The sequence below is a fragment of the Isoptericola aurantiacus genome (assembly GCF_044769875.1).
GTDB lineage: Bacteria > Actinomycetota > Actinomycetes > Actinomycetales > Cellulomonadaceae > Isoptericola > Isoptericola aurantiacus.
The window spans coordinates 1-15,334 of the sequence record NZ_JBJBAE010000004.1 but is presented as its reverse complement, the minus strand read 5'-3'; the positions used below and the strand labels follow the sequence as shown (position 1 = coordinate 15,334).

Annotated in this window: 9 protein-coding genes; 7 read left to right on the top strand and 2 right to left on the bottom strand. The window is 73.5% G+C overall.

What is annotated here, in order from left to right; genetic code table 11:
• Positions 1-6 precede the first annotated feature (6 nt).
• The 4 genes from ACIQLL_RS12400 to ACIQLL_RS12385 are packed head-to-tail and all read left to right on the top strand — an operon-like array spanning position 7 to position 3,084.
• Complete coding sequence (locus ACIQLL_RS12400; protein WP_402467479.1) at positions 7-396, top strand: globin; 390 nt, start codon at positions 7-9, stop codon at positions 394-396.
• The gene (locus tag ACIQLL_RS12395) at positions 393-1,301 is read left to right on the top strand and encodes an acyl-CoA thioesterase (RefSeq protein ID WP_402467476.1); all 909 of its coding nucleotides are present in this window, start codon (positions 393-395) and stop codon (positions 1,299-1,301) included. Before ACIQLL_RS12400 ends, ACIQLL_RS12395 begins: the two co-directional genes overlap by 4 nt.
• 59 nt (positions 1,302-1,360) lie before the next feature.
• Positions 1,361-1,549 carry a hypothetical protein gene (locus ACIQLL_RS12390; protein WP_402467473.1) on the top strand — a complete coding sequence of 63 codons (189 nt, stop codon included), beginning with the start codon at positions 1,361-1,363 and terminating at the stop codon, positions 1,547-1,549.
• Positions 1,546-3,084: an SDR family oxidoreductase gene (locus tag ACIQLL_RS12385; RefSeq protein WP_402467470.1), complete on the top strand. Its 1,539-nt coding sequence runs from the start codon at positions 1,546-1,548 to the stop codon at positions 3,082-3,084. Before ACIQLL_RS12390 ends, ACIQLL_RS12385 begins: the two co-directional genes overlap by 4 nt.
• A gap of 67 nt (positions 3,085-3,151) precedes the next feature.
• On the opposite strand, the gene ACIQLL_RS12380 is transcribed toward ACIQLL_RS12385, so the two are convergent.
• Both ACIQLL_RS12380 and ACIQLL_RS12375 read right to left on the bottom strand, forming a co-directional pair.
• A complete protein-coding gene (locus ACIQLL_RS12380) occupies positions 3,152-5,830 on the bottom strand; it encodes a glycoside hydrolase family 48 protein (protein WP_402467467.1) in 2,679 nt (892 codons plus the stop codon).
• Positions 5,831-5,942: 112 nt separating this feature from the next.
• Positions 5,943-8,675: a substrate-binding domain-containing protein gene (locus ACIQLL_RS12375; RefSeq protein ID WP_402467464.1), complete on the bottom strand. Its 2,733-nt coding sequence runs from the start codon at positions 8,673-8,675 to the stop codon at positions 5,943-5,945.
• Between the two features lie 28 nt (positions 8,676-8,703).
• Between ACIQLL_RS12375 and ACIQLL_RS12370 the strand changes: the two genes are divergently transcribed.
• The 3 genes from ACIQLL_RS12370 (at position 8,704) to ACIQLL_RS12360 (ending at position 15,259) form a co-directional block, all read left to right on the top strand.
• The gene (locus ACIQLL_RS12370; RefSeq protein ID WP_402467461.1) at positions 8,704-9,801 is read left to right on the top strand and encodes a LacI family DNA-binding transcriptional regulator; all 1,098 of its coding nucleotides are present in this window, start codon (positions 8,704-8,706) and stop codon (positions 9,799-9,801) included.
• A gap of 109 nt (positions 9,802-9,910) precedes the next feature.
• Positions 9,911-12,217, top strand: a complete 2,307-nt coding sequence (locus ACIQLL_RS12365; RefSeq protein ID WP_402467459.1) for a glycoside hydrolase family 6 protein — start codon at positions 9,911-9,913, stop codon at positions 12,215-12,217.
• A gap of 282 nt (positions 12,218-12,499) precedes the next feature.
• A complete protein-coding gene (locus tag ACIQLL_RS12360; protein WP_402467456.1) occupies positions 12,500-15,259 on the top strand; it encodes a cellulose binding domain-containing protein in 2,760 nt (919 codons plus the stop codon).
• Positions 15,260-15,334: the final 75 nt, after the last annotated feature.

The following is a 15,334-nucleotide window of genomic DNA, read 5'->3' as shown; positions in this document are numbered from 1 at the left end:
GAGCCGGTGACGACCACGACCCCCAGCTTCTACGACGACGTCGGCGGCCACGCCACGTTCGTTCGCCTCGTGGACGCCTTCTACGAGGGCGTGGCCACCGACGAGGTGCTGCGCCCGATGTACCCCGAGGAAGACCTGGGTCCGGCCAAGGAACGCCTGACCCTCTTCCTGGAGCAGTACTGGGGCGGCCCGACGACGTACAGCCAGCAGCGCGGTCACCCGCGGCTGCGCATGCGGCACGCCCCGTTCAAGGTCAACCCCGACGCCCGCGACCGCTGGCTGCAGCACATGCGCGCCGCGGTGGACACGCTCGACCTGGCACCGGCTCACGAGTCCCAGCTGTGGGACTACCTGGAGCGGGCGGCGTTCAGCATGATCAACACCTTCGAGGAATGAGGAGCAGCGTGACCGACCTCCCTGACGGACCCCTGGACCAGCTGCTGTCCGCGCTCGACCTGCGTGAGGTCGACGGCTGGGGCCCTCGCGGCGAGGACGACCTGTGGCGCGGCGACTCGGTCCCGGGTCCGGGCCGCCGCGTCTACGGCGGGCAGGTGCTGGCCCAGGCGCTGCTCGCCTGCGGGCGCACGGTGGACGACGACCGCCTGCCGCACTCGATGCACGCCTACTTCCTGCGGGAGGGTGCCTTGGACTCGCCGGTCGACTTCGCCGTCGAACGGTTGCGGGACGGCCGCTCCTTCAGCGCACGCCGCACGCACGCGATCCAGGCGGGGCGACCGATCCTGTCGCTCACGGCGTCGTTCCAGGTGGACCAGCCGGGCTACGAGACGTACGTCCCGATGCCCGACGACGTCCCTCCCCCGGAGGAGGTCACCTCGACGTTCGAGGCGCTGGCCGGGGTCGACCACCCGGCGGCCCGGTACTGGTCGGAGGGGTCCGCGTTCGAGCTGGCGCACGTGGGCGGTTCCGTCTACCTCGGGGCCGCGACCGACCCGCGGCCGGAGCAGCTGGTGTGGGTCCGCGCCCGGCACGCGATCGCGTCCGACGACAAGCTGCTGCACCGCGCGCTGCTGGCGTTCGCCTGCGACCAGGTGATGCTCGAGCCGATCCTGCGCGCCGCGGGGATGTCGTGGCTGGAGGTGGGCGGGAAGGTCCCCATGGCCTCGCTCGACCACGCGATGTGGTTCCACCGCGACGCCCGTGCCGACGAGTGGTTGCTGTACGTCCAGGAGTCGCCGGGCGCCCAGGGCGGGCGGGGGCTCGGACTGGCCCGGGTCTACGACCGTGGCGGGGCGCTGGTGGCGACGATCGCCCAGGAGGGGATGGTCCGCCTGCCGGGCTGACCGGCCCGGCTGCGCGCAGGGGCTCCCCACCGCAGACTGTCGGCATGCGGAATCATCACGTGACCACGTCCGACCCGGGGTGCCCCCGTCGCACGGGCGACGACGGGGTGTTCCTCGACGTCGACGGTGCCCTTCTGTCCGGCGCCGAGGAGATCGACCGCCGCCGCAGGCCGGCGGTGCCGCCCGGGCTGCCGGCCCCGGCGCCGCGGTCACGGACCGAGCGGGCGGTCCCGGAGCTGCTCGCGTGAGGGCCGCGGTCACCGGCGTCACCGGCTACGTGGGCGGGCGGCTCGTGCCCGAGCTCCTCGCGGCGGGCATCGAGGTGCGCGCGGTCTCGCGCAACCCCTCCCGCCTCGCCGGACGACCCTGGGTGGACGACGTGGAGACCGTCGAGGCCGACGTGGCCGACCTGGACGCGATCCGTGCTGCGCTGGAGGGCGCCGACGTCGCCTACTACCTGGTGCACTCCCTGGGCACGGGCCGCACGTTCGAGGCGCGGGACCGGCGCAACGCCCTGACGTTCGCCCGGGCCGCGCGGGAGGCCGGCGTCGGACGGATCGTCTACCTGGGCGGCCTGTACCCGGACGTCCCGGAGGGCGACCTCTCCCCGCACCTGGCGTCGCGCAAGGAGGTCGAGGAGGTGCTGCTCGCCTCCGGGGTGCCGACGGCGGTGCTGCGGGCCGCGGTGATCCTCGGGTCGGGCTCGGCGTCGTTCGAGATGATGCGCTACCTCACCGAGCGGCTGCCCGCGATGACGACTCCGCGGTGGGTGGAGAACCGTATCCAGCCGATCGCGATCCGCGACGTCCTGCACTACCTCGTCGGCGCGGCGCGGATGCCCGCGGACGTCTCGCGCGGCTTCGACATCGGCGGCCCGCAGGTGCTGACCTACCGCGACATGATGCAGTGCTACGCCCGGGTGGCGGGCCTGCCGCCTCGCGTCATCGTCAAGGTGCCGGTCCTCACACCGCGGCTGTCGAGCCACTGGGTCGGCGTGGTGACCCCGGTCCCGTCCGGGATCGCCCGACCGCTGGTGGAGTCCCTGGTGCACGAGGTCGTCTGCGACGACAAGGACATCGAGCGGTACGTGCCGGACCCGGACGGGGGCCTCACCGACGTCGCCGGGGCCATCGAGCTGGCGTTGACGCGCATCCACGACGGCGAGGTCACGACGCGCTGGTCGTCGGCGTCGGTGCCCGGCGCACCGTCTGACCCGCTGCCGACCGACCCGGACTGGTCGGGCGGTTCGCTGTACGTCGACGAGCGCCGCACCGTGGTCGAGGCGCCGCGCGACGTGCTGTGGCAGGTCATCGAGGAGATCGGGGGCCAGGACGGCTGGTACTCCTGGTCGCTCGCGTGGAGGTTCCGCGGCCTCCTGGACCGGCTCGCCGGGGGGCCGGGACTGCGCCGCGGCCGCCGGGACGAGCACCGGCTGCGCATCGACGACGCCGTCGACTTCTGGCGGGTGGAGGCCCTCGAGCCGGGCCGCCGGCTGCTGCTGCGCGCCGAGATGCGCCTGCCCGGCCTGGCGTGGCTCGAGCTGCGCGTGGACGAGTCGGCGGCCGAGGTCACCGACCCGGGCGACGACGGCCCGCACCCGGACGACGCCGCCGGCGGGGAACGCACCTACTTCGCCCAGCGGGCGCTGTTCCACCCGCAGGGCCTGCTCGGACAGGCGTACTGGTGGTCGGTGGCGCCGTTCCACGGCATCGTGTTCGGCGGCATGCAGCGCAACGTCGCCCGGGCGGCCGAGCACCGCGCGCACGACGCCACGCCGTCCTGACCGGCCGGGCGGCACCGGTGGGCGGGACCCTCACGGTCCCGCCCACCGGCACCTGCCGTCCTGCCGGTCAGTCCGTGCAGGTCAGCTCCTGGTCCGCGGGCGGCGTCCCGCTGCCGATGAACCCGACCGTGGCGGTCTGCCCGGCGCCGAGATCCGCGTTCCACCCCGCGGGAGTGATCACGCCGGCGGCGAGCGTCCCGCCCCACAGGTTCGACGTCGTCAGGCCGGCGGGCGCCGTGACCTGCCACCCCTGGACGCCGGCGTCACCGGCGGTGACGGTGATCGCGCCCTGGTAGCCGCCCTGCCACGAGCCGGCCGTGGAGTACGCGGCGGTGCAGGCACCGGTCGGGGCTCCGGGGTCCTCCTGCCCGGTGGTGGCCGTGACCCCGTCGGACGCCGCCGAGACGTTCCCTGCGGCGTCGTGCGCGGTGACGGTCCAGGTGTACTCGGTCACCTCGGCGAGCCCGGCGTCGGTGTACGACGTCGTGGTACCGCCGACGCTGCCGACCACCTCGCCGTCGCGGCTCACGTCGTAGCCGGTGACCCGGACGTCGTCGGTCGACGCGGTCCAGGTGAGCTCGACCGTGGTGCCGTCGACGCTCGCCGCGACGTCGGCCGGGGCGCTCGGCGGCTGCGTGTCCTCCGGCGGTTCCGGCTGCTCGCCGAACAGGCGGTCGTAGTCCGCGAGCGCCGTCGCGACGGCCGTCTGGGCCCAGAACCGGTGGTAGGTGAACTCGGGGGCGTCCCCGCCGTCGAGGTAGTCCTGGACCCTGTCCCAGTCGGGGTCGTCGGTGTAGAAGGACCGGATGTCGAGGAACGACGCACCGGGTTCGATCTCGTCACCGTTCGGCATGGTCCCGCTCCAGCCCTCGGGCACGTAGACGCCGTCGGAGTCGCCCCCGGCGTACACGTCGTCGAACCGGGCGTAGTCGGTGCGGGTCTCGGTGCTCGCGACACCGACCGGGTCGCTGTTCTGGGTCCAGATCGCCTCGAGCAGGTCGTGCGCGGTCTGCTGCGCCTCGAGCTGTGCCGGGTCGTCCCCCGGCCCTGCCGCGTAGTACATCAGCGAGCGGGCGAGCGCCCCGGCCACGCCGACGTCCTGCCCGTAGCCGGTGACCTCCACGCTCAGGCCGGCGTTGTCGCCGGGGTCGTCGGCGTCCCAGTCGTCGGGCTGCCCGGACCAGGCCAGGTTCGAGGGGATCTCCCAGGACTCCTCGGTGACGGTGATGTGGTCGATGACCCACGGGACCCACCGGTCGAGGATGGCCTCGGCACGCTCGTCGCCCGTCTCCTCGTAGAGCTGGGCGATGCGCTCCACGCCCCAGCCCTGCATGCCCATCCACTCGTTGGACGGCGGGTCGTGGTAGACGGGCGCCTCGGTGTAGGCCATGCCGTAGAAGGTGGCGACGTCGTCGGGCCGGTCGGCGTAGTGCCCGTCCCAGCTGTTGGTGGACCCGCCGGCGATGCCGCCCTCGGGCGACTGCAGCCACTGGAAGAGTTCGATCTGCCGGTCCAGGCTGGTGGCCCAGTCGTCCTCGGCCGTGGCCGAGTCGGGCACCAGGTCCGGGTCGTTCGACAACGCCCATGCGGCCATGGGGTTCTGATAGCCGAAGTGCGCGTGGCTGGAGCCGATGCGCCAGGCCCACGGGGCGGAGGTGTCGAGCGCACCGCCCCACGCGTAGTACCAGCTCAGCAGGTAGTGGGCGCTGTCCTTCCCGCTGCCCGCGGGGCAGGACGTCGACTCGCAGCCGGGCGTCTTGAAGTACTTGTCGAACAGCGAGTAGCGCAGGTAGTCGCCCATCTTGGAGGCCTTGCCGACGGTGTCGGCGACGGCTTCCGGCTGCCCCTGCTCGGTGGCGAACTTGTTCGCCCAGTAGGCGGCCTCGACGGCGCGGGCGTCGGCGTCGGGGGCGTTGGTGTACTTCCACTGCTCGGCGTAGGACGCGTCGCCGGTGAACAGGTCGAGGTAGCCGTTCTCGCCCCCGAAGGAGAAGTCGTCGATCGACGGCTGAGGGATCGTCTCCCAGACGGACTCCTGCGGGCCGCGCTGGAAGGTGTTGATGTAGCTGGTGCCCTCGTGGTCGGGGCCCAGCAGCTCGCTCGAGCCGGGGGCGGCGCCGAACCCGTAGACGTTGTCGACGTCGGCGAGCCAGTGCATGCCGTAGATCTCGGAGGTGCCGTAGGTCTGCTCCAGCTCGTCCGCGATCGGGTCGGCCCCCACGGAGACCCCCGTGTCGAGCTGCGACGGGTACGCGCTGGGATGGTTGAACTCGGGTGCGTAGGTGGCCGGGCTGTCCGGGTCGTAGGCGGCGTTGGTGGGCTGGTTCTCGGTGGTCGGGATCATGTACGCCTCGAGCGTGTCCCAGGCGTGGTTGAACGGCTCCCAGTCACCGGTGACCTGGCCGTAGGAGGTCTCGAGCCACAGCCAGAACGAGTAGGCCTCGCTGGTGGTCTCGTGGCCGTAGTCGGGGGCCTCGGCCATGAGTGTCTCGACCGCGTGGTACGGGATGCCCTGCGGCGAGAAGTACCCGTTGTCCGGGTCGTGGATCTTGTCGTAGAGCTCCAGGAACCGCTGGGTGTACTCGCCGTCGGTCTCCAGGTCGCCGAGGGCGGTGGCGACCGGGGCTGCCGCCGGCACCGCGGGGGTGGTCGCCGCCCCGGCGGGTACGGCGGCGACGAGCGCGGCCAGCGTGGCCGACGTCGCGGCCCCCGCCAGCAGGCGGGAGCGCAAGGATGCTCGATGCATGGTGCTACCTCTCTTCGTTGAGCGGACACCCCGACCCTCGGTGCGTGGAAGCGATCCCACAACGCGGCGAAACGTTTAGGCCCGGCGACCGGCGCCACCGCGGGCCGCCTCCTCAGACCCGGAGCTCGACCGTGAACCGGTCGGGCGCCGACCGCGCGGGCAGCGCCTCGCGAGCGGTCTCGCCGGCGCGGCGCAGGACGTCCGCCGCTGCGACGCGACCGTCGCCCGCGGGGACCATCCGGCGGACGGCGACCCGAGGACCGAGCACCGCGGACAACCGGGCGGTGAGGTGCTCGGCGTCGGACCCGTCGCTGCCGTCCAGCAGCACCGCCACGCCGCGGGCACCCGCCGGCGTCGCGCAGTCGTCCTCGTCCAGCTCGCCGCGCAACCGGTGCAGCGCGCCCGGCGACGGCGCCTCGGGGAACTGCACGGAGAGCACCTGCCACGAGTACGCGGGCACCCGGCGCTGCCGGCGGACGGCCCGGTCGAGCCGGTCGACGAACAGCGCGCGGGGGACCAGCCCCGTCGCCAGGTCCACCGCGGCCCGGTCACCGGGCACCTCCGGTCCCCCGCCGGAGCGGTCGGTGTCCGGACGGACCGCCATCGATCCCACCAGCCGCGCCGGGCGGTCCCCGGCGTCGTGCACGGTCACCGCCCGGCACCGGACGAGCACGTAGAGGCCCTCCGCGGTCCGCACGCGATGCTCCACGTCGAGCGGCTCGCGGGTCCCCGAGAGCTGGGCGGCGACGGCCGCATGCACCCGCTGGGCGTCCTCGGGATGGATCCGGGAGAACCACTCCTGCGGGTCGTCGCCGAGCGCGTCGCGGTCCTGTCCCACGATCCGCGCCCACGAGTCGGAGTAGCGCACCGTCCCCGCGCCGACGTCCCAGTCCCAGGTGCCGTCCTGCGAGGCGATCGAGACCAGTGCCGAGCGTTCCTCGCCGGCCGCGACGTCCAACGCCAGCGCTCGCTCCCGCTCCGCGGCCTCGGCCAGCTCGCGCCGCTGCGCCTGCAACGAGGTCACGGACTCCTCGGCACCGATCGCCACCGCGAGCATCGCCGCCCAGTGGTTGTAGCGCGCCCGGGTGCTCGTGGCGCGCGTGTCCACGAGCCCGCCCACCGCGAGGTACCCGCGGTCGGAGCGGCCGAACGCGACCGGCACGACGACGGTGAGGCTGCGCGGGTCCGTCAGCGCCCGCGGCGGGAAGTCCGCTGCGGGCATCGCCTGCCCGACCAGCGCCTCGCTGCCCGCCTGGGCACCCCGCGCGCCGACGACGCGCAGCCGCCGCCGGCCGGGCCGGTCCGGGTCGTCCTCCCACAGGGCCAGCGCCGCGGTCGAGGTGCGCGTGCGCGGCATCCAGTCGAGGCGCCGCAGCGCCTCGCCGTCCGAGCGCATGAGCTCCAGGTCGACGCTGTTCTGGTCGACGAGGTCCTGCTCCAGACGACCGGCCCGCGCCAGGTCACCGTGCGTGCAGCCTCGCGCGAGGGCGACCACGATCCGGCCGAACGCCGCCTCGACATCGTCGACCGCCGCGGGGTCCAGCCCGCGGAACCGCCCGGGCGTCCGGTCGTCGCCGTCGACCCTCCCGCCGCCGCGCCGGGCGAGCCGTTCGCGCACGCGCCGGCACTCGGCGTGGATCGCCGGGACGATCTGCTCCAGCGCCCCCGGGCCGGGGCGCAGGGCGGCCGTGCGGTCGCCGAGCGCGCGCAACGCCCCCTCGGGCGGCGTCTGCCCCGTGACCAGGACGGACTCCACGAGCTGGCGCAGCGCGGTGAGCCAGGCGTCGGTGGCCCCGGGGTTGCGCACGCCGTCGGCGCGGGCGAACACCACCCGGGCCACGGTGTCGAGCGGGTCCGGGTCGGTGGCGTGCGTCCGGCCCGCCACGACGACGGTGCTGCGGGTCCCCTGCGGGCAGCCGCACGACTCCCGCATGACGAGCGCGGCCAGATCGATCCGGTGCCACCCGGTGACGTCCTCGCCGCGCACCCGGGCCAGCAGCAGCTCGGCCGCCCGCTCCCCCACGGCGTCGTGCATCGGGTCGACCGACGTCATCCGCGGCCAGGTACGGGCCCCGGAGTCGGAGTTGTCGAAGCCGACGACGGCCTGCGCCGCCGGCACCTCCAGCCCGGCCAGGTGCAGCCCGCGCAGGAATCCGATGGCGTTGCGGTCGGTGGCAGCCACCGTGGCGGTCGTGGCGAGCCCCTGCTCCACGACCCGGCGACCCACCGTCTCCGCGCCGGCCTCCTGGTTGTCCCGGGTGCGGTAGAAGTGCGTGGGCGTGTGCTCCAGGCCGTGCACGGCGAGCGCCTCGCGGAAGGCGTCGTAGCGCTCGGCGATGTCACGCTGGTCGGTGTTGCCGAGGAACCCGATACGGCGGTGTCCGTGGTCCACCAGGTGGTCGACGGCGGCCCGGACGCCACCGACGTTGTCCGGGGCGACGACGGGCGCGCGCAGGTCGTCGTCCTGCACCCCGAGCGCCACGAGCGGCAGGTCGGAGGCGTCCAGCCGGCGCAGGTCGTCGTCCGCCAACGCGGTGGTCACGACCACCAGGCCGTCGTACGACCCGATCCCCGGTGCCTCCCGGCGGAAGGGCGGGACGGGGAACTCGTCCCGGTCCAGGTCCGCGGGGTAGGTCTGCACCGCCACCAGCCGGTGCCCCTCGGCCCGCAGCACCCGGGCCATGCCGGCCAGCATCCGCCCGAAGTAGTAGCCCCCGACCACGGGGCACAGCACGCCGATCGTCAGCGCTCCCCGGGCGCTGCCGCCCGTCCCACGTGTCCACGTCGACACCTGCACCACCGTCCTCGTCATCGAGTCCTGCGCGCGCCCCCGCAGGTGCATCATGCCTCGAAAACGTGCAGAGTGTGGAAGCGTGACCACTCCGCGCCGTCGCTCGTCCGTCCGCCCGGCCGCCGGTCGGCGGGTCACGATCACCGACGTCGCGCACGCCGCCGGGGTCTCGATCGCCGTCGTCTCCTACGCTCTCAACGGGCGTCCAGGGGTCTCCGAGAGCACGCGCCGGCACGTCCTGCGGGTGGCCGACGACCTGGGCTGGCGCCCCAACGCGGCGGCCCGGTCGATGCGCTCCTCGCACCTGGCCAGCATCGGGCTGCAGGCGCTCGCCGGCAGAGCGGCGACGCACAGCTCGCCGGCCGGGCTCGAGCTGGCCGCCGGGCTGCGCGCCGCCGTCCCCGACGTCGCGCTCGCCGTCGAGGTCGCGCTGGACCGAGCGGCCGGTGCGGCGTCGCTGGAGGCGGCATGGACGGAACGTCGGCACTCGTCGTTCGTCGTGCAGGACCTGCTGCTCGACGACCCGCGGGCGCGCACCGCCGAACGCGTGCAGGCACCCGTCGTGGCCGTCACGCCGCCAGGTCTGGGCACGGCGGGGGTCGCGCACGGTCTGTGGTTCGACGGCGGTGCGGAGGCGGGCGTCGGCCGCTACCTCGCCGACCTCGGTCACCGGCGGTTCGTGCTGCTGGTGCAGGACGCACGGGTCGACGTCGCCCGCGCCCTGCATGCGGGCCTGCTCGACGCGGCCGCGGGGCTGCGGGCGACCGTCGAGGTGGTCGAGGCGACCTCGGCGCCGGAGGCGGGAGCCGCGGCGGCGCGGCTGTTCACCACGCCGGGCCGGCCCACGGCCATCGTGACCGACGGTGACGTCACGGCGCTGGCCGTGCTGGAGGCGGCCCGCCACCGCGAGCTCTCGGTGCCCTGGGACGTGTCGGTGGTCTCCGGCGCGGACGCGGAGACCTGCCGGCTCGTGGAACCCCAGCTCACGGCGATCTCGCGTCCGTGGCGCGACCTGGCGCCGGCCCTGGTGACGGCGCTCGGCGCCGACGCCGTCCCGGCGTCGAGCCGGTCCGCCGCGGACACGCAGGCGGACGAGCACGACGCCGTCCGCCCGCTGCCCGCGGCCCGGCTCGTGATCCGCGGGACGACCGCCCCGCCGCCCGCCGCGGCGCGGACCTAAACGTTTCAGCGGATGCGCGTGGGAGCGCAACCAGTCCACGTTGGGGGCGTCGGGCGAGCGCCCGGCGCACGGGCAACGCCGCCCGTGCCTCCGATCCGAGGAGGATCCCGTGCGATCACGATCCTTACGACCCCGCAACGGTGCGGCGGTCCGTCCGCTCGCCCTCGCGGCGACGCTGGCCCTGACCGTGGCACCGCTGACCGTCGCCACGACGGCGTCGGCGGCCGAGCGCGTCGACAACCCGTTCGTCGGCGCCGACCAGTACGTCAACCCCTACTGGTCGGGCAACGTGACCGATGCTGCAGCCGAGGCCGGCGGCGAGCTGGGCCAGAAGATGCTCGCCGTGGCGGACACCCCCACGTCGGTCTGGATGGACCGGACCAGCGCCATCGAGGGCAACGTGGACGGTCCGGGGCTGCGCTACCACCTCGACGCCGCGCTCGAGCAGCAGCAGGGCGACACCCCGATGGTGTTCAACCTGGTGATCTACAACCTGCCGGGCCGCGACTGCTACGCCCTGGCCTCCAACGGGCTCCTCGAGCCGAACGCCGCGGGTCTGGCCGAGTACAAGGACGACTACATCGACGTCATCGCGGACATGCTGGCCGAGCCGCAGTACGAGGACCTGCGCGTCGTGGCCACGATCGAGCCCGACTCGCTGCCGAACCTCGTGACCAACATCTCCGAGCCCGCGTGCCAGGAGTCCGCGCCGTACTACCGCGAGGGCACCGCCTATGCGCTCGACCGGCTCTACGAGGCGGGCAACGTCTACTCCTACATCGACGCCGCCCACGCCGGCTGGCTGGGCTGGGACTCCAACGCGGGGCCCGCCGTGGACGTCTTCAAGGAGGTCGTGACCAGCACCGAGCACGGCTACGACACGGTGGCCGGGTTCGTCACGAACACCGCGAACTCCACCCCGTTGGAGGAGCCGTTCCTCGCCGACGAGCCGTTCGGCAGCGGGGGGCAGGTGCGCCAGGCCGAGTGGTTCGAGTGGAACCGCGACTTCGACGAGCTCGACTGGACGGAGCACCTGTACTCCCTGGCCGTGACGGCCGGCTTCCCGTCGGACATCGGCATGCTCATCGACACCTCCCGCAACGGCTGGGGCGGTCCGGACCGACCGACGACCGAGAGCACGTCGACCGACCTCAACACCTATGTCGACGAGTCGCGGGTGGACCGCCGCACGCACCGCGGCGCCTGGTGCAACCCGGCCGGTGCCGGTCTCGGCGAGCGACCCACGGTGGCCCCCGCCGGCAACCCGGCCTCGCATCTGGACGCCTACGTCTGGGTCAAGCCGCCGGGAGAGTCGGACGGCAACTCCGAGGAGATCCCGAACGACCAGGGCAAGAGCTTCGACCGCATGTGCGACCCGACGTTCAACTCGCCCAAGCTGGCCGGCAAGCTCACCGGCGCCCTCGGTGGCGCCCCGCTGGCGGGTCAGTGGTTCCAGGACCAGTTCGAGATGCTGGTGACCAACGCCTACCCGGCGATCGACGGCGGGTCGGTGGACCCCGACACCGAGGCGCCCACCGCGCCGTCGGGGCTGACCGCCACGGCGACGACGTCCACGTCGGTGTCCCTGAGCTGGGACGCCTCCAGCGACGACACGGGCGTGGCCGGGTACACCGTGCGGGTCGACGGCGCGACGGCCGCGACCAGCGCGACGACGTCGGCCACCGTGACCGGGCTGGCGCCGTCGACCACCTACGCGGTGACCGTGACGGCTCGTGACGCGGCGGGGAACGTCTCGCCCACGTCCGCGCCCCTGTCGGTGACCACGGACGAGGGCGGCGGGACCGAGGACACCGAGGCGCCGAGCGTCCCGGCCGGGCTCACGGCGGGCGCGGTCACGACGTCGTCGGTCGCCCTGTCCTGGGACGCCTCCAGCGACGACACCGGCGTGACGGGCTACCAGGTGCGTCGGGACGGTGAGCTCGTCGCGGACGTGCCGGGCACCTCGGTCACGGACTCCGGGCTCGACGCCGGCACGGCCTACTCGTACTCGGTGGCGGCCTACGACGCGGCCGGGAACGTCTCGGCCGCCTCGGACGCGCTGTCGGTGACCACGGACGAGGACGACGTCGAGCCGGGCGGCGCATGCACGGTGGCTTACACGGCGAACTCGTGGAACACCGGGTTCACCGGGTCGTTCGTGGTGACGAACGACTCCGACGCCGCCGTCTCCGACTGGGAGCTGACCTTCACGTTCGCCGACGGTCAGCAGATCACCCAGATCTGGTCGGCCCAGGCCGCGCAGTCGGGTTCCGCGGTGACGATCACGCCCGCCGCGTGGTCGAGCACCATCGCCCCGGGCGGTTCGGTGTCCTTCGGGTTCAACGGTTCGCACTCGGGGACCAACACCGCGCCGGACGACTTCGCCCTCGACGGCGTGTCCTGCGACCTCGCCTGACCCCCACGCTGTGGGTATGAGATCTGCGGGCCTGGATCGGTCCAGCGCCGTCGATCTCATACCCACAGCGGTTGCCGCGCACTGCGGCGTCCGCTGCGCGTAGCGCGTCGCTACCCCGGACGGTCCGGCACCTGTACCCCCTAAACGTTTCGGTCGCCCGGCGCTCCTGGCAGCATCGAAGCGCTTCGACTACGTTCGTGGCCGACACACCGTGGTGTCACCGGATCTCGGGGCGTCCTCACGCTCCCCCGTCCGGCCCGTCGCACGAAGGAGTGAGATCGGATGAGACCTCGACCAGCGGTCGCCGCCCTGGCAGCGGCCGGCCTCGTCGTCACCGGGGTCGGTGTCGCCGTCGCGCAGACGCCGGCGTCCCCGGCCACCGCGGCCGCCGTCGGGTTCGCCGCGGCGAGCACCGCCGACGACTACACCTGGGGAAACGTCGAGATCGTCGGCGGCGGGTTCGTCCCGGGCATCGTGTACAGCGAGACCGAACCCGGCCTCGTCTACGCACGGACCGACGTCGGCGGCGCCTACCGACTCGACCAGGGCACCCAGCGCTGGGTACCGCTGCTCGACCACGTCGGGTGGGACGACTGGAGCTACTCCGGCGTGCTCTCCCTGGCCACGGACCCCGTCGATCCGGACAACGTCTATGTGATGGCCGGCGCCTACACCAACTCCTGGGACCCCAACAACGGCGCGATCCTGCGCTCCCACGACCGCGGTGAGACGTGGGACCGCACGGTCCTGCCCTTCCAGGTGGGAGGCAACATGCCGGGTCGCGGCATGGGTGAGCGCCTGATGATCGACCCCAACGACCCGACGGTCCTCTACCTGGGCACCGAGGGCGGGCACGGCCTGTGGCGCTCCACCGACTCCGGCGTCACCTGGTCCGAGGTCACCAGCTTCCCCAACGCCGGCGACTACGTGGCCGACCCGGACGACGTCGGCGGGTACGGCACCACCAACCAGGGCGTCGTCTGGACCGTCTTCGACGCCTCCTCCGGCACGTCCGGGGAGCCGACGCCGGTGATCTACGTGGGCGTGGCCGACGCGGAGAACAACGTCTACCGCTCCACCGATGCCGGCGAGACCTGGCAGCGGGTGCCCGGTCAGCCCACCGGGTTCATCCCGCACAAGGCGGAGCTCGCCCAGGGGCAGCTCTACGTGGCGACCTCGGACACGGGCGGGCCGTACGACGGCGAGCTCGGCGAGGTCTGGCGGCTCGACACGGCCACCGACACCTGGACCGACATCTCTCCCGTGCCCTCGGACAGCGCCGAGGCGTACTTCGGCTACTCCGGCCTGACCGTCGACCGGCAGGACCCCGACACCGTGATGGTGGTGTCCCAGATGTCGTGGTGGCCGGACAACCAGGTCTTCCGGTCGACCGACCGCGGCGAGACGTGGACGCAGATCTGGGACTGGGCGGGCTACCCCGCCCGGGACAAGCGCTACTCGATCGACACCTCCGGCGCGCCGTGGCTCGACTTCGGCAGCGCCGGCACCCCGCCGGAGGACTCCCCCAAGATCGGCTGGATGATGGAGTCGTTCGAGATCGACCCGTTCGACTCCGACAGCTTCCTGTACGGCACGGGTGCCACCGTCTACGGCGGCGACAACCTCACCGCGTGGGACGACGGCGGCACGGTGGACATCTCCGTCCACGCCCAGGGCATCGAGGAGACCGCGATCCAGGACCTCGTCGCCCCACCCGGCGACGTCGAGCTGGTCTCGGGGATGTACGACATCGGCGGGTTCGTGCACAGCGACATCACCCGGGTGCCGGACTCCTACTCCTACACCCAGCCGTACCAGAGCGGGGTGCTGAGTCTCGACGTCGCCTGGCAGGCGCCCGAGACGATGGTGCGGGTCGGCACGGGTGGCGACCAGCTCCTGGGCGTCTCCACCTCGGGGGGCGACTCGTGGTGGGCCGGCCAGCAGCCCGCCGGGGCGACAGGACCGGGCACCGTCGCGCTGGCGGCGGACGGCTCGGCGATCGTGTGGAGCCCGGACGGCACGGGCGTGCACGTCTCGACCACGCTCGGTTCGTCCTGGACGGCCGCGACCGGGGTGCCGGACGGCGCCCGGGTGGCCGCGAGCCGTGCGGACCCGTCGACCTTCTACGCGTTCGCCGACGGGACCTTCTACACCTCCCACGACGGCGGCGCCTCCTTCACCGCGTCGAGCGCCACCGGCCTGCCGTCGTCCGGACCCGTCCGGATCGAGGCCGCGCCCGGCCACGCGGGCGACGTCTGGCTCGCCGGCGGTGAGACCGACAGCCCCTACGGCCTGTGGCGTTCGACCGACGACGGCGCCACGTTCACGGCGGTCGACGGCGTCGAGGAGGGCGACACGGTCGGGTTCGGCAAGGCGGCCGAGGGCCGCGGCTACCCCGCGGTGTACACGTCGTCCAAGATCGACGGGGTGCGCGGCATCTTCCGGTCCGACGACGCCGGGGCCTCCTGGGTGCGGATCAACGACGACGAGCACCAGTACGCCTGGACGGGCAACGCCATCGCGGGCGACCCGGACGTCTACGGTCGGGTCTACGTCGGCACGAACGGTCGCGGGATCGTGGTCGGGGACTTCGCCGGCGTGCAGCCCACACCGGACCCGACGCCGACGGACGAGCCGACCGAGGAGCCGACTCCCGACCCCACGCCCACGCCCGACCCGACCGAGGAACCGACCCCGGAGCCGACCCCGACCGACGAGCCGGGCGAGGCGTCCTGCGCGGCTACCTTTACCGTCGTCGGGCAGTGGCCGGGCGGCTTCCAGGGTGAGGTCACGCTGACCAACACCGGTGCCGCGCCCCTGGCGCCGTGGACGCTGAGCTGGGAGCTCACCGGTGGTGAGACCGTCTCGCAGTCCTGGGGCGGCGACGTCACCCAGACCGGCACGACGGTCACCGTGGAGGCGCCGGCCTGGCGGACCGGACTGGCACCGGGCGAGTCGGCGGCGGTGGGGTTCATCGGCGCGGGCGCGCCCGGGACGCCGCGGGGGTTCGCCGCGAACGGCCAGGAGTGCACGACCTCCTGATCACTCGTTGTGGGCATGAAATTGACGACCTCGGGTCGACCCGAGGTCGTCAATTTCATGCCCACAACGAGTGAT